The organism is Roseovarius tolerans, from assembly GCF_900109855.1.
Taxonomy (GTDB): Bacteria; Pseudomonadota; Alphaproteobacteria; order Rhodobacterales; family Rhodobacteraceae; genus Roseovarius; species Roseovarius tolerans.
On the sequence record NZ_FOBO01000001.1, the window covers coordinates 50,893 to 72,015 of the forward strand.

At 63.2% G+C, this 21,123-nt stretch carries 23 protein-coding genes and 1 tRNA gene; 18 read left to right on the top strand and 6 right to left on the bottom strand.

The features are described from left to right. Positions 1 to 110: 110 nt before the first annotated feature. Both secG and BMX04_RS00270 read right to left on the bottom strand, forming a co-directional pair. The gene (secG, locus tag BMX04_RS00265) at positions 111 to 473 is read right to left on the bottom strand and encodes a preprotein translocase subunit SecG (protein WP_074784077.1); all 363 of its coding nucleotides are present in this window, start codon (positions 471 to 473) and stop codon (positions 111 to 113) included. Positions 474 to 974: 501 nt separating this feature from the next. Then, positions 975 to 1,370, bottom strand: coding sequence for a DUF6524 family protein (locus BMX04_RS00270; protein WP_074784080.1), 396 nt, complete (start codon positions 1,368 to 1,370; stop codon positions 975 to 977). 146 nt (positions 1,371 to 1,516) lie between these two features. Between BMX04_RS00270 and BMX04_RS00275 the strand changes: the two genes are divergently transcribed. Beyond that, a complete protein-coding gene (locus BMX04_RS00275; RefSeq protein ID WP_050663441.1) occupies positions 1,517 to 2,812 on the top strand; it encodes an adenylosuccinate synthase in 1,296 nt (431 codons plus the stop codon). Between the two features lie 9 nt (positions 2,813 to 2,821). Continuing rightward, on the top strand, positions 2,822 to 3,043 hold the full coding sequence (locus BMX04_RS00280) for a DUF2842 domain-containing protein (protein WP_074784083.1): 222 nt from the start codon (positions 2,822 to 2,824) through the stop codon (positions 3,041 to 3,043). A gap of 74 nt (positions 3,044 to 3,117) precedes the next feature. Here the strand turns inward: BMX04_RS00280 and BMX04_RS00285 are convergent, their stop codons facing one another. Beyond that, positions 3,118 to 5,526 (bottom strand): GcvT family protein, encoded by a 2,409-nt coding sequence (locus BMX04_RS00285; RefSeq protein ID WP_074784086.1) that lies wholly within the window; start codon positions 5,524 to 5,526, stop codon positions 3,118 to 3,120. A gap of 252 nt (positions 5,527 to 5,778) precedes the next feature. Between BMX04_RS00285 and BMX04_RS00290 the strand changes: the two genes are divergently transcribed. Next, positions 5,779 to 6,147: a hypothetical protein gene (locus tag BMX04_RS00290; RefSeq protein ID WP_050663443.1), complete on the top strand. Its 369-nt coding sequence runs from the start codon at positions 5,779 to 5,781 to the stop codon at positions 6,145 to 6,147. 186 nt (positions 6,148 to 6,333) lie between these two features. After that, the gene (locus BMX04_RS00295) at positions 6,334 to 8,760 is read left to right on the top strand and encodes a GcvT family protein (protein WP_074784089.1); all 2,427 of its coding nucleotides are present in this window, start codon (positions 6,334 to 6,336) and stop codon (positions 8,758 to 8,760) included. Positions 8,761 to 9,038: 278 nt separating this feature from the next. Here the strand turns inward: BMX04_RS00295 and BMX04_RS00300 are convergent, their stop codons facing one another. Together BMX04_RS00300 and BMX04_RS00305 are read right to left on the bottom strand one after the other, a co-directional pair. Further along, the gene (locus BMX04_RS00300) at positions 9,039 to 9,284 is read right to left on the bottom strand and encodes a hypothetical protein (protein WP_050662187.1); all 246 of its coding nucleotides are present in this window, start codon (positions 9,282 to 9,284) and stop codon (positions 9,039 to 9,041) included. Between the two features lie 11 nt (positions 9,285 to 9,295). Beyond that, complete coding sequence (locus BMX04_RS00305) at positions 9,296 to 9,949, bottom strand: alpha/beta hydrolase (protein ID WP_074784092.1); 654 nt, start codon at positions 9,947 to 9,949, stop codon at positions 9,296 to 9,298. A 159-nt stretch (positions 9,950 to 10,108) separates the two neighbouring features. Between BMX04_RS00305 and iscR the strand changes: the two genes are divergently transcribed. The 11 genes from iscR (at position 10,109) to BMX04_RS00360 (ending at position 18,635) form a co-directional block, all read left to right on the top strand. Further along, the gene (iscR, locus tag BMX04_RS00310; RefSeq protein WP_074784095.1) at positions 10,109 to 10,570 is read left to right on the top strand and encodes a Fe-S cluster assembly transcriptional regulator IscR; all 462 of its coding nucleotides are present in this window, start codon (positions 10,109 to 10,111) and stop codon (positions 10,568 to 10,570) included. A gap of 68 nt (positions 10,571 to 10,638) precedes the next feature. Further along, complete coding sequence (locus BMX04_RS00315) at positions 10,639 to 11,682, top strand: cysteine desulfurase family protein (protein ID WP_074784098.1); 1,044 nt, start codon at positions 10,639 to 10,641, stop codon at positions 11,680 to 11,682. 18 nt (positions 11,683 to 11,700) lie between these two features. Next, positions 11,701 to 13,224 (top strand): Fe-S cluster assembly protein SufB, encoded by a 1,524-nt coding sequence (gene sufB / locus BMX04_RS00320; RefSeq protein WP_074784101.1) that lies wholly within the window; start codon positions 11,701 to 11,703, stop codon positions 13,222 to 13,224. Further along, positions 13,224 to 13,532: a hypothetical protein gene (locus BMX04_RS00325; protein ID WP_050662182.1), complete on the top strand. Its 309-nt coding sequence runs from the start codon at positions 13,224 to 13,226 to the stop codon at positions 13,530 to 13,532. Before sufB ends, BMX04_RS00325 begins: the two co-directional genes overlap by 1 nt. Before the next feature lies 1 nt (position 13,533). Then, entirely contained in the window at positions 13,534 to 14,139 is a 606-nt protein-coding gene (locus BMX04_RS00330; protein WP_074784104.1) for a hypothetical protein, read from the top strand. A 32-nt stretch (positions 14,140 to 14,171) separates the two neighbouring features. Continuing rightward, positions 14,172 to 14,927, top strand: a complete 756-nt coding sequence (gene sufC / locus BMX04_RS00335) for a Fe-S cluster assembly ATPase SufC (protein WP_074784107.1) — start codon at positions 14,172 to 14,174, stop codon at positions 14,925 to 14,927. After that, positions 14,927 to 16,210, top strand: a complete 1,284-nt coding sequence (locus BMX04_RS00340) for a SufB/SufD family protein (RefSeq protein ID WP_074784110.1) — start codon at positions 14,927 to 14,929, stop codon at positions 16,208 to 16,210. Before sufC ends, BMX04_RS00340 begins: the two co-directional genes overlap by 1 nt. After that, complete coding sequence (locus BMX04_RS00345; protein ID WP_074784113.1) at positions 16,210 to 16,695, top strand: YIP1 family protein; 486 nt, start codon at positions 16,210 to 16,212, stop codon at positions 16,693 to 16,695. The genes BMX04_RS00340 and BMX04_RS00345 overlap by 1 nt, the downstream gene beginning before the upstream one ends. Next, a complete protein-coding gene (locus tag BMX04_RS00350) occupies positions 16,692 to 17,288 on the top strand; it encodes a YIP1 family protein (RefSeq protein WP_244888440.1) in 597 nt (198 codons plus the stop codon). The genes BMX04_RS00345 and BMX04_RS00350 overlap by 4 nt, the downstream gene beginning before the upstream one ends. A 1-nt stretch (position 17,289) precedes the next feature. After that, the gene (locus BMX04_RS00355; RefSeq protein WP_074784119.1) at positions 17,290 to 18,510 is read left to right on the top strand and encodes a cysteine desulfurase; all 1,221 of its coding nucleotides are present in this window, start codon (positions 17,290 to 17,292) and stop codon (positions 18,508 to 18,510) included. A gap of 48 nt (positions 18,511 to 18,558) precedes the next feature. Next, positions 18,559 to 18,635: transfer RNA gene (locus BMX04_RS00360), tRNA-Arg, on the top strand. Positions 18,636 to 18,654: 19 nt separating this feature from the next. Here the strand turns inward: BMX04_RS00360 and BMX04_RS00365 are convergent. Then, positions 18,655 to 18,993: a hypothetical protein gene (locus BMX04_RS00365; protein WP_074784122.1), complete on the bottom strand. Its 339-nt coding sequence runs from the start codon at positions 18,991 to 18,993 to the stop codon at positions 18,655 to 18,657. On the opposite strand from BMX04_RS00365, the gene BMX04_RS19280 reads away from it, so the two are divergent. The 3 genes from BMX04_RS19280 to BMX04_RS00375 all read left to right on the top strand — a co-directional run bounded on the left by BMX04_RS19280 (position 18,979) and on the right by BMX04_RS00375 (position 21,122). After that, positions 18,979 to 19,137 (top strand): hypothetical protein, encoded by a 159-nt coding sequence (locus tag BMX04_RS19280; RefSeq protein ID WP_175477305.1) that lies wholly within the window; start codon positions 18,979 to 18,981, stop codon positions 19,135 to 19,137. The genes BMX04_RS00365 and BMX04_RS19280 overlap by 15 nt on opposite strands. Before the next feature lie 244 nt (positions 19,138 to 19,381). Continuing rightward, positions 19,382 to 20,029, top strand: coding sequence for a helix-turn-helix domain-containing protein (locus tag BMX04_RS00370; RefSeq protein WP_074784678.1), 648 nt, complete (start codon positions 19,382 to 19,384; stop codon positions 20,027 to 20,029). A gap of 163 nt (positions 20,030 to 20,192) precedes the next feature. Then, positions 20,193 to 21,122: a class II glutamine amidotransferase gene (locus tag BMX04_RS00375; RefSeq protein WP_074784125.1), complete on the top strand. Its 930-nt coding sequence runs from the start codon at positions 20,193 to 20,195 to the stop codon at positions 21,120 to 21,122. Position 21,123: the final 1 nt, after the last annotated feature.

Below are 21,123 nucleotides of genomic sequence, written 5' to 3' on the forward strand. Positions count from 1 at the left end.
CTGAAAAGGCCATCCATCACGGGATTTAACCAATAGAGGATTCGGGAGGGATGCGCAAGCAGACCGCAAGATCATGTTGCGGTTTTGGCGCGGCCCTCAATCGTTTGTGGTCAGTCGGCGGTGGGCGTCAGCGGGGCTGTGTCGCCCGAGGACGGCGGCAGGAGCGAGCCGTCGTCGGGCAGGCCGGGCACGCTTTGCTCCACCGGGGCGGGTTGGTCGCCAAGACGGTCGAGCACCGAACTGCCCGCCGATTGCTGCGCTGCGATGATGGTCAGCGTGATCGAGGTCACGATGAACGCCGCCGCGAGGATCCATGTGACCTTGCCCAGGGCCGTGGCCGCGGCCCGGCCCGTCATGGCGCCGCCGCCACCGCCGCCCATTCCAAGCCCGCCGCCTTCGGAGCGTTGCAGCAGCACCACGCCGATCAGCGCGAGCGCCAGAAGCAGGTGGATGGTCAGGACGACGTTTTCCATGGGTCACAGGGCCTATCACTTGATCGCGGTCTGCGCGGTATCTATGCAATTCCGCTGCCGCCCGCAACCCGGCAATGTGGGAGGCTTTGGCAGAGGGGTCTTCTGGTGCGGGTCGGAAGAAACTCAGCCGGGGCGGGGGAAGCCGGAGCTTTCATTGGCGCCTGGCTGTCGATGAGGTGCATGCGTCGGATGCATTGGTCGGGATTGGCCTGGAGCGGTCATCTGATTGAAGCACCCTGCGCGGAACAAGGCCGAAGGCCGCCGCGCATCGCCGGGCCGCCCCCCCGGCACGGCGATTTGGCTGCAACCAGCTCTGCGCTCGCATGTTTTTCGGTCTTGGCTGATATAAAATCTTGCCAAACCAACGTTGGATCGCCGCACCGCGGCCCGGCGATGCGCGGCTCACTGCCAAGGTCCGCTCCAGCCCATTCGCGCCGTCTGTTTTCGGGACACGCATTCCACGGCACAACCGCAAAGACTACGGCCTCTCGGCCATCCGCGCTACTCGTCCACATCATCCATATCCGCCTGCCCCGAGAGCTTGCGGCGGACGTGGGACCAGCTGAGCCCGATGCCGAGCACCAGCGACAGCGCGACCAGCGCCAGCCAGACATTCAGCGTGGGATTGTCGAAGCTGATCCACCCGAAATCATGCAGCACCCAGACCAGTGCCGCCGCGATCGCCAGCACCAGCCCCATGCCGAAGCCGCCGATGGAGCGCAGCGTGGCGCGCAGGTAGATGATGTAGCCGACCAGCAGGATCAGCCCCAGAAGAACCGTCAGCGGCATCTGCGCGCTGAAATTACCCCGTGCCCAGGTGATGAAATTCCACTGGGTCGGGTTGAAGGTCAGCGCCAGCAGCACGAAGGCCACCGCCCATCTTGCCAGAAATCCCATGTCACCCTCGCTTTTGCACTGCACGGCCCCGATGTGCCGCAGGGCGGACGCGCTGTCCAGTGGGGCGCGGTGATTTAGCTGTTTCGCCCGCGTGCGGCCCCCGTTATACCGGCGCGCGGTTTGGACCAAATGCCGAGGGGTAAATCATGGCAAATGTCGTCGTCGTCGGGGCCCAGTGGGGGGACGAGGGAAAAGGCAAGATCGTGGACTGGCTGAGCGAGCGCGCCGACGTGATCGCGCGGTTTCAGGGTGGCCACAACGCGGGCCATACCCTCGTGATCGACGGCAAGGTCTACAAATTGAACGCGCTGCCCTCGGGCGTGGTGCGGGGTGGCAAGCTGAGCGTGATCGGCAATGGCGTGGTGCTCGACCCGTGGCATCTGGTGAAGGAGATCGCGCAGATCACCGAGCAGGGGGTGTCGATCACGCCTGAGACGCTGATGATCGCCGAGAACACCCCGCTGATCCTGCCGATTCACGGTGAGCTTGATCGCGCCCGCGAAGAGGCCGCGAGCAAGGGTACCAAGATCGGCACCACCGGGCGCGGCATCGGCCCCGCCTATGAGGACAAGGTGGGACGTCGCGCGGTGCGGGTGGCCGATCTGGCCGATGAAGAGACGCTGATCGCGCGGGTGGACCGGGCGCTTCAGCATCACGACCCGCTGCGTCGGGGGCTGGGGATCGAGGCGGTGGACCGCGAGGCGCTGATCGCGCAGCTGATGGAGATCGCGCCGCAGATCCTGCCCTATGCCGCCCCGGTCTGGAAGGTGCTCAACGAGCAGCGCCGGGCGGGCAAGCGGATCCTTTTTGAGGGCGCGCAGGGTGCGCTGCTGGACATTGATTTCGGCACTTATCCCTTTGTCACCTCGTCGAATGTGATCGCAGGCCAAGCGGCGACGGGTGTCGGGATCGGGCCGGGCTCGATCGATTACGTGCTGGGCATCGTCAAGGCCTACACCACCCGCGTGGGCGAGGGGCCGTTCCCGACCGAATTGCAGGACGCAGATGGCCAGCGATTGGGTGAGCGGGGCCATGAATTCGGCACCGTGACCGGGCGGCAGAGGCGCTGCGGCTGGTTCGACGCCTGCCTCGTGCGGCAGACCTGTGTCACGAGCGGCGTGAACGGCATTTCCTTCACCAAGCTCGACGTGCTTGACGGATTCGAGACGCTCAAGATCTGCGTGGCCTATGATCTCGACGGCAAGCGGCTGGATTACCTGCCGATTGCCGCCGAGGAGCAGGCCCGCTGCACGCCCGTCTACGAGGAACTGCCGGGCTGGTCCGAATCGACCGAGGGCGCGCGTAGCTGGGCCGATCTGCCTGCCAACGCGATCAAATACGTGCGCCGCGTCGAAGAGTTGATCGACTGTCCGGTTGCGCTACTCTCCACCTCACCGGAGCGCGAGGACACCATCCTCGTGACCGACCCGTTCGCGGATTGAGGAGGCGGAATGCTCAGCTACAAGGCCCGGAAACGCTGGTCTCTGGTAGTGCTTCTGGTGGGGCTGCCCGCCTATATCGTGGCTGCCGTGAGCCTTGTGAACTGGATCGACCGACCGTCGTTCTGGGTTGAACTGCTGGTGTATGTGGGGCTGGGCTTCATCTGGATCATCCCGCTCAAGCGGCTGTTTCTTGGCGTCGGTCAATCCGACCCGGATGAACGCCGGGATTAACTGCGGCTTTCACCTTTCTGAAAATACTCGACTAAACCCCGGTGCAAGTCATGACCTGCGCCGGGGTTTTGCGATCAGCCCCGCATCCGCGCGCCGTCGGCGTCAAAGAGTGGCTTGGTGATCAGCCGGGCGGCGCGGCGGTGGCCGAGGATTTCGATCTCGGCCGTCAGCCCGTCGCGCGCGCGTTCGGTCGGAATGAGGGCGAGGGCGATGGATTTTCCTGCGTGGTGCGAGTACCCCCCCGAGGTGCAGAAACCGTGCACTTCGCCCTCGATCCAGACCGGTTCGTAGCCGTTCACATCGGCATCCTCGGCCTCGACCTCGAAGGCGACGAGCGTGCGCGCAGCTCCTTGGGCGCGCTCGGCCTCTGCCGCCGCGCGGCCGATGAAATCGGTGTTTTTCTGCCACGCGATGAAGCGGTCCATGCCGGTCTCTGCAGCGGTATAGTCGGGCGAGAACTCGCGCAGCCACGCGCCGAAGAACCGGTCGAGCCGCAGCGACATCATCGCGCGCATGCCGAAGGGTTTCATGCCGTGGTTCTGCCCTTCGCTCCACAGCACGTCCCAGAGCGCGCGTTGCGCCATCGGGTCGCAATAGATTTCGTATCCGAGATCGCCGGTGTAGCTGACGCGCTGAATGAGGCAATCGACCATGCCGAGGACGGCAGGGCGGATATCCATGAATTTCATGTCCGCGAGCCTGTCGCGAGTGCAGGCGATGAGCACGTCGCGCACCTTTGGTCCCGCGATCTGGAAGCCGTTGAGGCGATCCGAGATGTTCTCGACCCGCACGCCCGCCGCCTCGTTTTGGGCGAACCAGCGCATGTGGAACGCCTGCGCGCCGTAGGAGGCGGTGAGTTGGAAGGTCTCATCGTTGAGGCAGGACACGGTGAAATCGCCCCATAGCCGTCCTTTGGGCGAGAGCATCGGGGTGAGCGAGAGCCGCCCCGGTTTGGGAATGCGCCCGGCCATGATCCGGTCGAGCCAGTCGCGGGCACCTCTGCCGCTGACGAGGTATTTTCCGAAATTGTGCACCTCGTTGATGCCGACACTCTCGCGCACGGCGCGGACCTCGCGGGCCGTCGCCTCCCACGCGTTGGAGCGGCGGAAGGAGGGGGTCTCTAGGCGCGGCTCGTTATCTTCGGCGAAGTAGTTGACCACCTCCAGCCCGTATTGCGCGCCCCAGACGGCGCCCATCCGGTCGAACACGTCATACATCGGGGTTTGACGGAAGGGGCGGGCGGCGGGCAGTTCCTCGTTCGGGTAGGAGACGGAGAAGCGTTTTTGATAGTTTTCAATGACTTTCGGGCGGGTATAGCCCGGGCTGATCCAGTCGCCGAAGCGGGCCACGTCCATGGCGGTGACGTCGCGCTCGCATTCGCCTTCGGTCATCCATTGCGCCAGCATCAGGCCGACGCCGCCACCTTGGGAAAAGCCCGCCATCACGCCGCAGGCCGACCAGTAGCCGCGCAGGCCGGGGATGGGGCCGACCAGCGGGTTGCCGTCGGGGGCGAAGGTGAAGGGGCCGTGAATGACCGATTTGACGCCCGCGCGCTCCAGCACGGGAAAGCGGCGATAGGCAAATTCGATGCTGGCCTCGATCTTGTCGAGGTCGTCGGGCAGCAGTTCATGGCCGAAATCCCAGGGCGTGCCGTCCACCGCCCAGGGTTTGCAGGGTTGTTCATAGAAGCCGATGCACAGGCCGCGCCCTTCTTGCCGCAGATAGCTTTCGCCGGCCGGGTCCATGACATGGGGGTGCTCGCTGTCGCGCTCATAGATCTCGGGCGTCTCGTCGGTAACGATATACTGATGCTCCATCGGGTGGAGCGGCAGGTAGACGCCCGCCATCGCGCCGACCTCACGCGCCCAGAGGCCGCCTGCGTTGACCACGTGGTCGGTGTGGATGGTGCCCTTGGTCGTCACCACGTCCCATGTGCCGTCGGGGCGCTGGTTGGTTTCTTGCACCATGCAATGGGTTTCGATCTGCGCGCCGCCCATGCGCGCGGCCTTGGCATAGGCGTGGGTGGTGCCCGACGGGTCGAGATGGCCGTCCAATGGGTCATAAAGCCCGCCGATGATGCCCTCGATATTGGTGACGGGGGCAATCTCGCGGATTTCCTCGGGGGTGACGATATGGGTGTCGAGGCCCATGTAGCGATGCTTGGCGCGCTCGGCGAGCATCATGTCGAAGCGGTCGCGGTTGTCGGCGAGCGTCACGCCGCCGACGTGATGCAGCCCGCAGGACATGCCGGTCAGCTCTTCGAGTTCCTTGTAGAGCCGGATGGTGTAGCCCTGAAGGGCGGCCATGTTGGTGTCGCCGTTGAGCGTGTGAAAGCCGCCCGCCGCGTGCCAGGTGGAGCCGGAGGTGAGCTCCGAGCGTTCCAGCAGCATGACATCTGACCAGCCCAGTTTGGTCAGGTGATAGAGCACGGAACAGCCGACGACACCGCCGCCGATCACGACCACTCGGGTGCTGGTTTTCATGTCACGCCTCCCTGATGTTTTGGTCGAGCCTGCCTGCCGTGCCGGAAAGATCATGTCTGTCTGCGACAAATGCTGCCGTATTTGGATCGGGGCATGGTGCGGCGATTTCGGCGAGGGGAGTGCTGTCCTGAAAAGAAGTTTGCAGAAAAACAACCTTAAGACGAATCATTGAAAATAAACTCAGCTTAATATATAATAGTATTACCCGCAGTAATTAGCGGGGACTTTAATTTTTCCAAGGAGGCCTTTGAAATGGCACAAGATTTTTATGAGTTTGACAGTGAAGCCGTTGATGCCGCTCTCGATGCTGCACGGCGCACCCATTCGGGAAATGAGAAGCTTCAGAACCTGACCGCGCAGTCGGGCCTGCCCATGGTTGGGGCGCATATCGCGGTGGCGGCGCAATGCATTGCGGTGACCATCTCGAACAATCAGGTGTGTCTGACGCTGCCTTTGGGGCTGGGCAAGCATTGCCTTCACCTGCCGGTGCATATCCCCAACGGGACGGCGGCACAGGCCTGTCTGACGATCTGCACGCATTTCGGCATCCCGACCGGTGTCAAGGTGTCGGTGGTGGTGGCAGGAAGTACGGTGTTCAGCCAAACCTTCGGTGCATGCTGAACCGGGTCAGCCCCCACTGACCTGACCGTTCAATCCTGTCCTGCGGCCTGCCCCTTCGGTGGCAGGCCGATCCTTTTCATGTTTGTCGGTGCCTTGCATCACCGCGACAGGATATGTCGGAAATCGGCAATCGCAGGAGCGGTGTGCGCTTCAGGGTGAAGGGCGAGAAAAACCCGAGGGATACCCATGAAGACCCATGCACAGGCTGTCGTGATCGGCGGCGGCGTTATCGGATGCTCGATCCTCTATCATCTGGCCAAGCTGGGCTGGAGCGATGCCGTCCTGCTCGAGCGTGACGAGTTGACGAGCGGCAGCACATGGCATGCCGCGGCCAATATTCATGGGCTGCATGACAGCGCCAATATCAGCCGTTTGCAGCATTACACGATGAATCTCTATAATGCGCTGGAGGAGGAGACCGGGCAAAGCTGCGGGGTGTTTCAGCCCGGCTCACTCTATCTGGCGCAGACCGAGAACCGGGCGCATCAGCTGCGGCTTCAGGCCGCCAAGGCCAAGCTTTACGGGATGAATTTCCACGAGATTTCGCGGGACGAGGCAGAGCGGCTGCACCCTTTGGTGAATTTCGACAGCATCCGCTGCATCATGTATGAGCCCGATGGCGGCAATGTCGACCCCTCGGGCGTGACCAATGCCTATGCGGTGGGCGCGCGGCAGCGGGGCGCGGAGATCCATCGCTTTACGCCGGTGATGGCGACGGTGCCACAGGCGGACGGGACATGGATCGTCGAGACGCCCAAGGGCAATATCCACACGCCCTGGGTCATCAACGCCGCCGGTCTGTGGGGCCGCGAGGTGGCGAAACTGGCGGGGATCGAACTGCCGTTGCAGCCCACCGAACACCAGTATTTCGTGACCGAGACGATTGCCGAGATCGCCGGTATGGACCGGCGCCTGCCGTCGGTCGCGGACCGGGACGGAGAGTATTACCTGCGACAAGAGGGCAAGGGCCTGCTGATCGGCGCCTATGAGCGCGATATGCGGTTCTGGGCGGAAGAGGGCACGCCCTTGGATTTTGCGCATGATCTTTTCCCCGACGATCTGGAGCGGATCGAGGACAACATGATGCGCGCCATCGACCGCGTGCCGGTGGTGGGTGAGGCCGGGATCAAGCGGGTGATCAACGGCCCGATGATCTGGTCGCCCGATGCCAATGTGATCCTTGGGCCGGTGCCTGAGTTGAAAGGCTATTTCTGCTGTAACGGGATCATTCCGGGGTTCAGCCAATCGGCGGGCATGGGCTGGATGGTGGCCGAATGGCTAGTGCATGGCGAGATGAAATACGACATGTTCGCTTGGGATATCGCGCGGTTTGGCCTATGGGCCAATGACCGGGAGTTTGTGAAGGCGAAGGTCAAGGATCAGTACGCGCATCGCTTTGCGATTCATTATCCCAATGAGGAGCGCGCGGCGGGGCGGCCGCTGCGGGTGCGGCCCGCCTATGAGATGCAGAAGGACATGGGCGCGGTCTTTGGTCTGAACTATGGCTGGGAGCATCCGCTGTGGTTCTCTGAGGTGCCTGGCACCGTCGATACCAACGGCTTCACCCGGCAGAACTGGTGGGGGCCGGTGGGTGAGGAGGCCCGGATGCTGCGCGAGCGGGCAGGCATCATCGACATTTCGAATTTCGCCAAGTACCGGGTCAAGGGGCCGGGGGCGGAGGACTGGCTCAACGCCGTCTTCGCCAACCGGATGCCGAAGGCTGTGGGCCGGTCGTGTCTCACGCCGCTGATCGGGGTGCGTGGCGGGATTGCCGGGGATGCGACGGTGACGCGGTTGGGCGAAGAGGAATTCTGGGTGATCTCCTCGGGCATGGCGGAGCGCTATCACAAGCGGTTTTTCGATGCGGTGCCGCTGCCGGAGGGGACCGTGTTCGAGAGCCTGACCGAGGCGGTCTGCGGCTTTAACGTGGCGGGGCCACGGTCGCGCGAGATGTTGCAGCGGTTGACCAATGCGTCGCTCAGCACCGAGGATTTTGCGTTCATGCGCTCGGCGAAGATCGAGATCGCGGGGGTTCCTTGCGTGGCGCTCCGGGTGAGTTTCACCGGCGATCTGGGCTGGGAGTTGCATTGTGCGACCGAGGATCAGGCGCGGCTCTATGCGGCGCTGATCGAGGCGGGGCGCGAGATGGGCGCGGGGCCGGTGGGCAGCCGCGCGTTGATGAGTCTGCGGATCGAGAAGGGCTATGGGTCTTGGTCCCGCGAATACAGCCCCGAATACTGGCCGCAGGAGGCCGGGCTGGCGGGGCTGTGTAAGATGGACAAGGATTTTTTGAACAAGGCGGCGCTGGAGGCGGTGATCGGGGAGGCCCCGCGCGAGCGACTGGTGTTGCTGGCGCTGGAGGAGGCGGAGGTGACTGCCTCGAATGCCGATGCGACGGGCGGTGAGCCAATTTTCAAGGATGGCGTGGGCGTGGGGCGTGTGACCTCGGGGGCTTACGGCTATGCGGTGGGGATGAGCCTGGCGCTTGGCTATGTGAAGGGCGATGCCGGTCCGGGTGATGCGGTTGAGGTGATGGTGCTGGGCCAACCGCACCGCGCGCACGTCCTGCACGAGCCGCCGTTCGATCCGGAGGGGGTGCGGCTCAGGGCGTGAGGGGTGTGACGGGGCTGGGACGCGCCTGCTACTGCCGTTGGCGGTTTCAGAGACTAGCCGCGCGGTGCCCGACCGCCGGGTGGGCGCAGCAACCTCGGTGGACCGCACTTTATGCCCGCCAACACTCCCGCGTTTTCAATGGCTTGATACGTTGCAAAAGCGCCCGCCCGGCGGTCGGGCGCTGCGCGGCGGTGCCTGCGGCACCTTGATTCCGCGCATTAGTGCTGAGCTCCAATGTCCGCTCCAGGCCCAAAACCGCAAAGATTGCGCCCGACCGTTCAGCCGTCGCCCTTGCCAGACTCTTTCGCGGCCTTGAATTTCTTGAGCTTGTCCATCAGCAGCGCCCGCGCCTTGATATTGGCGCGGCGCACGCGAAGGGCGGTGAGAAACGCCTCTTCGGCGGTCTGCGAGGTGGCCCCGAGCACCTTCTGCATATCGGACACGAGATCCTCGTCACCGGTGGCGTCGATCGCCTTGATGACGTCGCGGGCCAACTCGTCTGCAAGATCCTCGGTGATACCCATCGGACGGCCCCCTAGCGCGTGCTCTCGGTCAGGCGACGTTTGACATAGGTCGAGACCGTGTCGATCATGCCGTCCATATAGGGGTCGCGGAAGAAATGGTCGGCGCCCTCGACCTCTTCATGGGTGATGGTGATGCCTTGCTGTTCGTGCAGTTTGCCGACCAGCGCGGTGGTGTCCGCCGGGGGGGCGACGCGGTCATGGCTGCCGTTGATGATCAGGCCCGAGGCGGGGCAGGGCGCGAGAAAGCTGAAATCATACATGTTGGCCGGCGGCGAGACCGAGATGAAGCCGGTGATCTCGGGGCGGCGCATCAAAAGCTGCATGCCGATCCACGCGCCGAACGAAAAGCCCGCGACCCAGCAATGCTTGGAGTTGTTGTTCATGGATTGCAGGTAATCAAGCGCCGAGGCCGCATCCGACAACTCGCCCACGCCCTGATCGTATTCACCCTGAGACCGCCCGACACCGCGAAAGTTGAAGCGCAGCACGGTGAAGCCCATGTTGTAGAAGGCGTAATGCAGGTTGTAGACGACCTTGTTGTTCATCGTGCCGCCGAATTGCGGATGCGGGTGCAGCACGATGGCGATCGGTGCGTCCTTGTCGGCTTGCGGATGGTAGCGGCCTTCGAGACGGCCTTCGGGGCCGGGAAAGATTACCTCGGGCATAGGGTCCCTTTTGTCCTTGTTTCGGGGGCTGGAGAGAATCTTGACGAATTCGCTCGACCACCTTAGAACATTTCTAAATTACGGTCAGTGCCGGACTGGCTCAGAGCGAGATAAGCCCTGCGTCGCGCAAGGTCAATCTGTTCGCGAGGGGAGAGGCCCATGAAACTCAGCACCAAGGGGCGTTACGCAATGGTGGCGCTGGTCGATATCGCGCTGCAACCCGATGGCGAGGTGGTCACCTTGGGCGAGGTGTCGCGACGGCAGGACATCTCTCTGCCCTATCTCGAACAGCTCTTCGTCAAGCTGCGGCGGGCGGAACTTGTGACCTCGGTGCGCGGGCCCGGCGGTGGCTACCGGCTGGCGCGGCCCGCGACCGAAATCCGGGTGGCCGATGTGCTCGCGGCGGTCGACGAGACGGTGGATGCGCTGCACAAGGGCGCGGGCGCCTCGGGTGGGGCGAGCGGGTCGCGCGCGCAATCTATGGCGAACCGGCTGTGGGAAGGGCTGAGCGCGCAGGTCTATGTATTCCTGCATCAGACAAGGCTGAGTGACGTGGCGGGCAATTCGCTGGCTCCGTGCCCGGCGGTGCCGCATCTCTTTTCGGTGGTGGACGAGGACTAAACCCTTGGGACGGGTGGGGGGCAGCCCCCACGCCCCCGGAGTATTGCAACCATAAAGAAACGGCAGGCATGGACAGGGTTTACCTCGATTACAATGCGACGGCCCCGCTGCGCGCGGAGGCGCGGGCCGCGATGATCCAGGCCATGGACCTGATGGGCAACCCGTCGAGCGTGCATGCCGAGGGGCGCGCCGCCAAGGGGCTGGTGGAGCGGGCGCGGGCGCAGGTGGCCGCGGCATTTGGGGCTGAAGGGGCGGATGTGATCTTTACCTCGGGGGCCACGGAAGGCGCCGCATTGGCCTGTGCCGGGCGCGGCCTGAGCGGGGCCGCGATCGAGCATGATGCGGTCGGGGCCTGGATCGCTGAGAACCTGGCGGTGGACGGCGCTGGTGGGGTGACGGTGGTGGATCCCGCGCAGTCGGCGCTGCAACTGGCCAATTCCGAGACCGGCGTGGTGCAGGAGTTGCCCGAAGGGCTGGCGGTGAGCGACATGACGCAGGGCTTTGGCAAGCTGCCAGTGGCGTTCAACTGGTCGGGGGCGCAGATGGCGCTGGTGTCGGCGCACAAGCTGGGCGGACCCAAGGGCGTGGGCGCGCTGGTGATCCGGCGTGGCACCGATCTTGCGGCGCAGATCCGGGGCGGCGGGCAGGAAATGGGCCGCCGCGCGGGCACCGAGAACGTGATCGGCATTGCCGGATTCGGCGCGGCCGCAGAGGCGGCGGCGCGCGATCTGGCGGCGGGGGTCTGGGATCGGGTCGAAAAACTTAGAAAGATTCTAGAATCAACTATTGCAGAGACTGGGAACGGGACTATTTTTGTCGGGAAAGACTCGGTGCGTTTGCCCAACACAAGCTGCTTCATAACGCCGGGTTGGAAGGGCGAGACGCAGGTCATGGCAATGGACCTTGCAGGCTTTGCGATTTCGGCGGGGAGCGCCTGTTCGAGTGGCAAGGTCAGAGCGAGCCGGGTGTTGCGCGCGATGGGCTATGACGAGGCCCATGCCAGTTGCGCGATCCGCGTCTCGCTGGGGCCGGATGTGACGGAAGACGAGATCATGCGCTTTGCCGAAAGCTGGCTGACGCGCTGCACAAAACATCAGGCGCGCAAGGCCTGAGAAGAAGGGAGATAGCCGATGGTTGCTTTGGACGAGACCCAAGTCAAGGAAGGCGTTGATCAGGAGACGGTCGATGCGGTGCGGCAGGTGGGCGGTGCCTACAAGCACGGCTGGAACACCGATATCGAGATGGATTACGCACCGATGGGCCTCGACGAGGACATCGTGCGGCTGATCTCGTCGAAGAACGAAGAGCCGGAGTGGATGACCGATTGGCGTCTGGCGGCCTATCGGCGTTGGCTGGAGAAAAAAGAGCCCAACTGGGCGATGGTCGATTATCCCACGATCGATTTTCAGGCGCAGTATTACTATGCGCGCCCCAAGAGCATGGCCGAGAAGCCGAAATCGCTGGATGATGTCGATCCCAAGCTGCTGGAAACCTATGCCAAGCTGGGCATTCCGCTGAAGGAACAGATGATCCTTGCCGGGGTCGAAGGGGCCGAGGATGCGCCCGCCGAGGGCCGCAAGGTGGCGGTCGATGCGGTGTTTGACAGTGTCAGCGTCGGCACCACGTTTCAGGCCGAGTTGCGCAAGGCCGGGGTGATCTTCTGCTCGATCTCCGAGGCGATCAAGGAACACCCGGAACTGGTGAAGAAGTATCTCGGGTCGGTCGTGCCGGTGTCGGACAATTTCTATGCGACGCTGAATTCGGCGGTCTTTTCGGATGGCTCGTTCGTCTACATTCCGCCGGGCGTGCGCTGCCCGATGGAACTCAGCACCTATTTCCGGATCAATGCCGAGAATACAGGGCAGTTCGAGCGGACGCTGATCATCGCCGACAAGGGATCGTTCGTGAGCTATCTCGAGGGCTGCACCGCACCGCAGCGCGACGAGAGCCAATTGCATGCCGCGGTGGTGGAGATCATCGTCGAGGAAGATGCCGAGGTGAAATATTCCACGGTGCAGAACTGGTATCCGGGCGATGAGAACGGCAAGGGCGGGATCTACAATTTCGTCACCAAGCGTGCCGATTGCCGGGGCGACCGGGCCAAGGTGATGTGGACGCAGGTCGAGACCGGCTCTGCCGTGACGTGGAAATATCCCAGCTGCATCCTGCGCGGCGACGAGAGCCAGGGCGAGTTCTACTCCATCGCCATCGCGAACAACCATCAGCAGGCCGATACCGGCACCAAGATGATCCATCTGGGCAAGAACACCCGCTCGCGCATCGTCTCCAAGGGGATCAGCGCCGGGGTGGCGCAGAACACCTATCGCGGGCTGGTGTCGATGCATCCCAAGGCCAAGAACAGCCGCAACTACACGCAATGCGACAGCCTGCTGATCGGCGATAAATGCGGGGCGCATACGGTGCCTTATATCGAGGTCAAGAACAACTCCTCCCGCGTGGAGCATGAGGCGACCACCTCCAAGGTCGATGACGACCAGATGTTCTATTGCCGCTCGCGCGGGATGGACGAGGAAGAGGCGGTAGCGCTCGTGGTCAACGGCTTCTGCCGCGACGTGTTGCAGGCGCTGCCGATGGAGTTCGCCATGGAGGCGCAGCAACTGGTGGCGATTTCGCTGGAAGGGTCTGTTGGCTGATGACAGGGCAGGGCACCATCAACGGCCCGCAGCGGCTTGCGATTGCGTGGCTGACGCGGTTTCCGCCGCGTTTGCGGCAGGAGGGGCGGCGGCTTGGCCTGTTGATCCTCGGGCATTTCACGATCTTCCTGCTGGCGCTCGGGCATGATGAGATTGTCGCGGAATGCGTGGAAAACGGGATGATCGCCGCGCAGCGGGCCGAGATGGTCGAACTGATCATCGGACTGGGCCTGTTCCTGTGCTGGAGCGTGCTGACTATCGCAATGGTGCGCCTGATCGACCGGGCGCGCGCCGGTGAGCCTGGCTGACATGCAGGACGCGGTGAGCATAGAGCGGCCCGAGTTGACGCTGCCCGAGGCGGAGGCGGCGCATCTGCGGGATGCCTATGAGCAGGCGGCGGTGATCCTCGAATATGGCTCTGGCGGATCGACCGTGATGGCCGCCGAGATGCCGGGCAAGACGGTGATCTCGGTCGAGAGCGACACGGACTGGGCGCAGATGATGCGCGACTGGTTCGCGATGACCGCGCCCGCCGAAGGCACGACGGTCGAGGTGATCTGGTCCGATATCGGGCCGACCAAGGCATGGGGCTTTCCCAAGGACCAAAGCGGCTGGTCGCGCTATGCGCGGTATCCGCTGGCGGTCTGGGATCTGGATACGGTCGGGCAGCCCGACGTGGTGCTGGTCGACGGGCGGTTCCGGGTGGGCTGTGCGATGGCCGTGGCGCTGCACACGACGCGGCCCGTGACGCTGCTCTTCGACGATTACGTGCCGCGCAAGCAGTATCACCGGATCGAGCAATTCATCGGCGCGCCGCGCCGGGTGATCGGGCGGATGGCCGAATTCGAGGTGGCCCCGCTGCCGCTGCGGCCGGAGATGCTCTTGACGACGATAGAGATGATGCAGCGGCCCTGACGCCGCGAAGACAATAGGAAGGACATAATAAAATGTTGGAAATCAAAAACCTGCACGTCGATCTTGAAGACGAGGAAAAGAGCATTCTCAAGGGTGTGGACCTGACCGTCGAGGCGGGCAAGGTGCATGCGATCATGGGCCCGAACGGGTCTGGCAAATCGACGCTGAGCTATGTTCTGTCGGGGCGCGATGGCTATGAGGTCACGCAAGGCTCGGCCACGCTCGACGGGGTCGATCTGCTGGCGCTGGAGCCCGAAGAGCGCGCCGCCGAGGGTCTCTTTCTGGCGTTTCAATATCCGGTCGAGATCCCCGGCGTGGGCAACATGACCTTTCTGCGCACCGCCGTAAATGCTCAGCGCAAGGCGCGCGGGCAGGACGAGATGAGCGCCGCCGATTTCCTCAAGGAGGTGCGCGAGAAGGCCAAGACCCTCAAGATCGACGCCGACATGCTCAAGCGGCCGGTGAATGTGGGCTTTTCGGGCGGTGAGAAGAAGCGCAACGAAATCCTGCAGATGGCGATGCTGGCGCCCAAGATGTGCATTCTCGACGAGACCGACTCGGGCCTCGATGTGGATGCGATGAAGCTGGTGGCCGAGGGTGTGAACGCGCTGCGCGATGAGGGGCGCGGGTTTCTGGTGATCACCCACTATCAGCGCCTGCTGGATCACATCAGGCCGGACGTGGTGCACATCATGTCCGAAGGCCGGATCATCAAGAGCGGCGGGCCGGAACTGGCGCTCGAGGTTGAGAAGAACGGCTATGAAAACCTGAAGGCAGAGGTGGCGTGATGGCGTTGGACGATACCAAGCATTCGGCCACCGAGGCGCGGCTGGCGTCGATGGTCGTGCCCGATGTCGGCTGCACCTCCGAGGCGCGGCAAGAGGCGCTGGCGCGGTTGCGCAGTATGGGCCTGCCTCATCGGCGCGATGAATACTGGAAATTCACCCGGCCCGACACTCTGGTGCAGCCCGAGCCGCCGCAGGCGGCGCTGTTCGACGATGGCGAAGCGCCGGTGTTCGACAGTTTTGACCGGCTCAAGATTGTCTTCGTGGACGGGATGTTCGATCCCGAACTGTCGGATGACCTGACGCTGGAAGGGGTCGTGATCGACCGGTTGGAAGATGTCTGTTGCAGCACTGAGCACTGGGCCGAGGATTTCTACGGCACGCTGGAAGCGGCCGGTCAGGTGCCAGTGGACCGGCCACTGGCGGCGCTCAACACCGCCTATGCGGGCGACGGCGTGACCATTCGGGTGACCGGACGCCCGAGCAAGCCGATCAACCTGATCTATACCCATGAGGCGACCGCGTCGGACGTGTTCCTGCATCACGTGGTGCGGGTCGAGGAGGGGGCCTGTGCGACGATCCTCGAGAACGGGCCGGCGGCGGCGCGGTTCAACAATTGCATGGAGGTCGACGTGGCCGATGGCGGCACTCTGCACGTGGTGCGTGCGCAGGGCCGCGACCACGAGCGGCGCGCGGTCACCAATCTCTTTGCCCGGCTGGGCCGCGAAAGCGTGTTCAAATGCTTTACCCTGACCGCCAACGGTGTGCTGACGCGCAATGAATGCGTGGTGACGCTGACCGGGGATGATGCGGTGGCGCATGTGGCCGGTGCTGCGATGGGCGATGGCGATTTCCATCAGGATGACACGGTGTTCATCACCCATGACGCCGAGCGCTGCGAGAGCCGTCAGGTCTTCAAGAAGGTGCTGAGCAACGGTGCTGTCGGCGTGTTCCAGGGCAAGATCCTGGTCAAGCCCGGCGCGCAGAAGACCGATGGCTATCAGATCAGCCAGTCGATGCTGCTGGATGGCGACAGTGAGTTCCTGGTCAAGCCGGAACTGGAAATCTATGCCGATGACGTGGCCTGTTCGCATGGCTCCACCTCGGGTGCGATCGACGAGGATGCGCTCTACTACCTGCGCGCACGGGGGCTTCCGAAGGATATCGCCACGGACCTGCTGACCCTCGCCTTTGTCGCCGAGGCGGTCGAGGAGATCGAGGACGACGCCCTGCGCGAAGAGATCAACGGGCAGCTGGCGACCTGGCTGGACTGGCGCAAGGGCTGATGCCGGTCACCCGCGACATCGTCGCCACCTATCGCGGGCCGCGCCGGGTGGTGCGGCGACTGCTGGATATGGGCGAGCGCGAGGATCGCGCGCTGGTGATGCTGGTAGGCGCCTGCGTCGTGGTCTTCGTCGCGCAATGGCCGCGCCTCGCACGAGAGGCGCATCTGGCCGAACGGGACCTCAACCCGCTTCTGGGCGGTGCGCTGATGGCGTGGCTCTTTATCGCGCCGCTCCTGCTCTATGCGATTGCGCTGATCAGCCACGGGATCGCGCGGCTGAGCGGTGGGCGTGGCACCGCCTATGGCGCGCGGCTGGCGCTGTTCTGGGCGTTCCTGGCGGCAAGCCCGCTGATCCTGTTGCACGGGCTGGTGGCCGGCTTTGTCGGCCCCGGGCCGGGATTGCAGGGCGTCGGGCTGATCTGGTGTGGTGTTTTCGGCTGGTTCTGGCTATCCGGTCTGCGAGAGGCGGAATGGAGCAGCGCATGATACCCGATCAATTCAAGGACCTGGTGCGGCAGACCCTGTTTCAGCCGCAGGAGGCGGCGCGTGCGCTGATCGAGATGCGGCTGCCAAGGCAGGGGCTGTGGATGGCGCTTGCGCTTTTGTCGATCCTGAATTCGATCGTCTACTCGCTGTCGCTGCAACTCAGCCCGCCGACCGATCCCTCGGCGTCCCTGATGCCGCCCGCGTTTCATTCGCCGATCCTGTTCGCAGTTTTCCTGTTCGGGGCCTTGGCAATCACTGTGATCGCGCTCCATTACGTGGGGCAGGGTCTGGGGGGGGCGCCCGGATCGATGGACGACATCCTGGTCCTGCTGACATGGTTGCAAGTGTTGCGGCTGCTGGTGCAGGTGGGCGTGCTGGTTCTGGTTCTTGTCGCGCCCGTGCTGGGGGCGCTTGCCGTGATCGTCGCCGCGGTGTGGGGGATCTACATACTGATAAGCTTTGTCGATGCCGCGCACCGGTTCGGCAACATGTTCAAGGCGGCAGGGGTGATCCTTCTGTCGCTCGTGGCGATGGCGGTCGGGCTGAGCGCGTTCCTGAGCCTTGTCGGTGTTGTCGTGATGGGAGGGGGCTGAGATGCTCGATATAGAAAAGATCCGCGCCGATTTCCCGATTCTCGCACGAGACGTGAACGGCAAGCCATTGGTTTATCTCGATAACGGGGCTTCGGCGCAGAAGCCGCAGGTGGTGATCGACGCGATCACCACGGCCTATGCTCATGAATATGCCAACGTGCATCGCGGACTGCATTACCTCAGCAACCTCGCCACCGAGAAATACGAGGGTGTGCGCGGCATCATCGCGCGGTTTCTCGGCGTGGCGGATGAGGAGCAGATCGTGCTCAATTCCGGCACCACCGAGGGGATCAACATGGTCGCCTATGGCTGGGCCATGCCGCGGATGGAAGCGGGCGACGAGATCCTGCTGTCGGTGATGGAGCATCACGCCAATATCGTGCCCTGGCATTTCCTGCGCGAGCGGCAGGGCGTCGCCCTGAAATGGGTGGACGTGGATTCGCGCGGTTATCTCGACCCGCAGAAGATCATCGACGCCATCACGCCCAAGACCAAGCTGATCGCAATCACGCATCTTTCCAATGTGTTGGGCACCAAGGTTGATGTGAAGGCGATCTGTGATGCAGCGCGCGAGAAGGGCGTGCCGGTACTCGTGGACGGCTCTCAGTCGGCGGTGCATATGCCGGTGAATGTCGACGATCTGGGATGCGATTTCTACGCCATCACCGGGCACAAGCTCTATGGTCCCTCGGGCTCTGGCGCGATCTTCGTGAAGACCGAGCGGCTCAGGGAAATGCGCCCCTTCATGGGTGGCGGTGACATGATCCGCGAGGTCAGCAAGGACGCCGTGAGCTATAACGACCCGCCGATGAAATTCGAGGCAGGCACGCCGGGCATCGTTCAGACCATCGGGCTTGGGGTCGCGCTGGAGTACATGATGGGCGTCGGCATGGCGGATATCGCGCGCCACGAGGACGATCTGTGTCACTACGCGCAGGAACGTCTCGCGGGCCTCAACTGGCTGAGCGTGCAGGGCACCACGCCCGACAAGGCGGCGATCTTTTCGTTTACCATGGACGGGGCGGCGCATGCGCATGACATTTCCACCATCCTCGACAAGAAGGGGGTAGCGGTGCGCGCGGGCCATCACTGTGCCGGGCCGCTGATGGATCACCTGGGCGTCACGGCCACCTGTCGTGCGTCTTTCGCGATGTACAACACCCGTGCCGAGGTCGATGCGCTGATCGACGCTCTTGAACTGGCCCACGAGCTTTTCGGCTGAATTTACGATTGCGGGGTCGCAATGGCCCCGCTATACGGTGCTCCAAGTGGACCCATAGCTCAGCTGGATAGAGCGCTGCCCTCCGAAGGCAGAGGCCTCAGGTTCGAATCCTGATGGGTCCACCACTTGCCCCACAGTCTGAGACTACGCGGTCTGCGGCGATGTCGAGCGGTCAGATTCGATGGTGCCGCAAGCCACTCGGAGCGGGATCGCCCAATCGCCGTGTTTGACACAATTTCTATACGTTGACCTTACGGCACCGGCACGGAAAACGCCCTGTTTCTGGGTGATTTCAACGCCTATGCCAAGGAAGACCCGGTCCAGACCATCGCCGAGGACCCGGATTATTTCGATCTGATCGACAGCTTCATCGGTCAGGAAGACGCGTTCAGCTTCATCTTCGACGGCCAGCAGGGCTCGCTCGATCAGGCGCTCGCCTCGGACGATATCGCCGGGCTCGTCACCGGCGTGACCGAGTGGCACATCAACGCACAAGAGCCTGATCTGCTGAACTACAACAGCCGCTTCAACGATGCCGGCTCCTTCAGCGAGGACGTGGTCGCCTCCTCCGACCACGATCCGCTGATTGTCGGGCTCGACACGCAGGCGGATTTCTTGGTCGCCTGATCCAATGCCCCGGTTGTCCTATGGATGGCCGGGGCATTTCATGGCCTGAGGGTCCATCCGCGCGTTTGATTGCCTTGGCGCGTTATCCATTCCTGCGTCTGCGGCACGCCGCAATAGATGTTGATGACGTGAATGATTGCATGGATTTTTCCTGTGTGACGCGGTTTTGGGGCAATCCCTGAGCGGCAATCAAACCGTGGGATTGTCGCCGGAATGTCCCTATAGTCGCGACAGCATCGTGATCATGAACATCCAAAAGGCGGAAAACTTGGCCAAGCTGACACAGGATCCCCATAAGGGATTGGAGGAAAAGGAAAAGGTTCTCGAAGTTGCGATCGGGCGCGAGGTCCGGGCGTTTCGCAAGAAGCAGAACATCACGGTGGCGGAACTGTCCGCGCTGACGAACCTGTCCATCGGCATGCTCTCGAAAATCGAGAACGGCAACACCTCACCGTCGCTGACGACGCTTCAGGCGCTGGCGAATGCCCTGTCGGTTCCGCTGACCGCGTTCTTCAAGCAGTACGAGGAGCGGCGCGAGGCGGTGCACACGAAAGCGGGGGAGGGGGTTGAGACCGAACGGGCGGGCACGCGGGCTGGGCACCAGTACAAGCTGCTCGGCCATATCGGATCGAACAACAGTGGCGTGATCGTCGAGCCCTACCTGATCGTGCTGAACGACGAGTCCGACACGTTCAAGACCTTCCAGCATGATGGGATCGAGATGATCTACATGCTCGACGGCATTGTCGGGTATCGCCATGGCAGCGATGCCTATCGTCTGGAGCCGGGGGACACGCTGTTCTTTGACGCCGACGCGCCGCATGGTCCCGAGGAGTTGATCAAGTTCCCGATCCGGTATCTGTCGATCATCAGCTATCCGCAGCGCAAGTGATCCGGAGCGGTGCCGCTTTTTTAGGCGGACGCGCCAAGGAATGACGCGAGAGATATTGCCTTAAGGGAAACTTTTTTCACTTTTGTTGCGTGTCACGTGTCGTGATGCTAGCTTTTTCGAGAGATACCCCAAGGGGCGGAATCATGACATGGAGCAGACGCGAATGTGCGGAATTGTCGGGCTTTTTCTGAAGGACGAGGCGCTTGAACCGCGGCTTGGATCGATGTTGACGGACATGCTGATCACCATGACGGATCGTGGCCCCGACAGCGCCGGCATCGCCATATACGGTGCCGACAATCCGGCGGTGTCAAAGCTGACGGTCCAGTCGGACACGCCCGATCAGGCCTTCGCCACGCTGGAGGCGGATCTTGGGGCCGCGCTCGGGCTCGATGTGCGGCTGCGTCGCAAGGACACTCATGCGGTTCTCGAACTCCCGCGCGGGCAACTTGCCGAAGCTGCTGCCGCGCTCGCCGGGATAAACCCCGATATCCGGGTGATGTCGTCGGGCGATACGGTCGAGATCTACAAGGAGGTCGGTCTGCCCACCGAGGTCGCCGAGCGGTTCGACCTGCGCGCCATGTCCGGCACGCACGGCATCGGCCATACCCGCATGGCGACCGAGTCGCTGGTCACGACCATGGGCGCGCATCCGTTCAACACCGGGCCAGATCAATGCCTCGTGCATAACGGGTCGCTGTCCAACCACAACCGCCTGCGCCGCAAGCTGCGGCGCGAGGGCATGCATATCGAGACCGAGAACGATACCGAGGTCGGCGCGGCCTACCTGACATGGCGCATGCAGAACGGGGCGACGCTGGGCGAGGCGCTGGAAGGCTCGCTGATCGATCTCGACGGTTTCTTCACCTTTGTTTTCGGCACCAAGGACGGGTTCGGCGTGGTGCGCGACCCGATTGCCTGCAAACCCGCCGTGATGGCGGAAACCGATCAATATGTGGCCTTCGGCTCCGAATACCGCGCATTGGTGAACCTGCCGGGCATCGAGCAGGCGCGCGTGTGGGAACCGGAACCCGCGACCGTCTATTTCTGGAGCCACGGTGACACCTCCACCCCAACGGAAAAGGCCGCGTAAG

What these genes read in the sequence shown, in the direction of transcription:
- secG (WP_074784077.1), bottom strand. Translation starts at nt 473, where the DNA reads ATGGAAAACGTCGTCCTGACCATCCACCTGCTTCTGGCGCTCGCGCTG.
- BMX04_RS00270 (WP_074784080.1), bottom strand. Translation starts at nt 1,370, where the DNA reads ATGGGATTTCTGGCAAGATGGGCGGTGGCCTTCGTGCTGCTGGCGCTG.
- BMX04_RS00275 (WP_050663441.1), top strand. Translation starts at nt 1,517, where the DNA reads ATGGCAAATGTCGTCGTCGTCGGGGCCCAGTGGGGGGACGAGGGAAAA.
- BMX04_RS00280 (WP_074784083.1), top strand. Translation starts at nt 2,822, where the DNA reads ATGCTCAGCTACAAGGCCCGGAAACGCTGGTCTCTGGTAGTGCTTCTG.
- BMX04_RS00285 (WP_074784086.1), bottom strand. Translation starts at nt 5,526, where the DNA reads ATGAAAACCAGCACCCGAGTGGTCGTGATCGGCGGCGGTGTCGTCGGC.
- BMX04_RS00290 (WP_050663443.1), top strand. Translation starts at nt 5,779, where the DNA reads ATGGCACAAGATTTTTATGAGTTTGACAGTGAAGCCGTTGATGCCGCT.
- BMX04_RS00295 (WP_074784089.1), top strand. Translation starts at nt 6,334, where the DNA reads ATGAAGACCCATGCACAGGCTGTCGTGATCGGCGGCGGCGTTATCGGA.
- BMX04_RS00300 (WP_050662187.1), bottom strand. Translation starts at nt 9,284, where the DNA reads ATGGGTATCACCGAGGATCTTGCAGACGAGTTGGCCCGCGACGTCATC.
- BMX04_RS00305 (WP_074784092.1), bottom strand. Translation starts at nt 9,949, where the DNA reads ATGCCCGAGGTAATCTTTCCCGGCCCCGAAGGCCGTCTCGAAGGCCGC.
- iscR (WP_074784095.1), top strand. Translation starts at nt 10,109, where the DNA reads ATGAAACTCAGCACCAAGGGGCGTTACGCAATGGTGGCGCTGGTCGAT.
- BMX04_RS00315 (WP_074784098.1), top strand. Translation starts at nt 10,639, where the DNA reads ATGGACAGGGTTTACCTCGATTACAATGCGACGGCCCCGCTGCGCGCG.
- sufB (WP_074784101.1), top strand. Translation starts at nt 11,701, where the DNA reads ATGGTTGCTTTGGACGAGACCCAAGTCAAGGAAGGCGTTGATCAGGAG.
- BMX04_RS00325 (WP_050662182.1), top strand. Translation starts at nt 13,224, where the DNA reads ATGACAGGGCAGGGCACCATCAACGGCCCGCAGCGGCTTGCGATTGCG.
- BMX04_RS00330 (WP_074784104.1), top strand. Translation starts at nt 13,534, where the DNA reads ATGCAGGACGCGGTGAGCATAGAGCGGCCCGAGTTGACGCTGCCCGAG.
- sufC (WP_074784107.1), top strand. Translation starts at nt 14,172, where the DNA reads ATGTTGGAAATCAAAAACCTGCACGTCGATCTTGAAGACGAGGAAAAG.
- BMX04_RS00340 (WP_074784110.1), top strand. Translation starts at nt 14,927, where the DNA reads ATGGCGTTGGACGATACCAAGCATTCGGCCACCGAGGCGCGGCTGGCG.
- BMX04_RS00345 (WP_074784113.1), top strand. Translation starts at nt 16,210, where the DNA reads ATGCCGGTCACCCGCGACATCGTCGCCACCTATCGCGGGCCGCGCCGG.
- BMX04_RS00350 (WP_244888440.1), top strand. Translation starts at nt 16,692, where the DNA reads ATGATACCCGATCAATTCAAGGACCTGGTGCGGCAGACCCTGTTTCAG.
- BMX04_RS00355 (WP_074784119.1), top strand. Translation starts at nt 17,290, where the DNA reads ATGCTCGATATAGAAAAGATCCGCGCCGATTTCCCGATTCTCGCACGA.
- BMX04_RS00370 (WP_074784678.1), top strand. Translation starts at nt 19,382, where the DNA reads ATGAACATCCAAAAGGCGGAAAACTTGGCCAAGCTGACACAGGATCCC.
- BMX04_RS00375 (WP_074784125.1), top strand. Translation starts at nt 20,193, where the DNA reads ATGTGCGGAATTGTCGGGCTTTTTCTGAAGGACGAGGCGCTTGAACCG.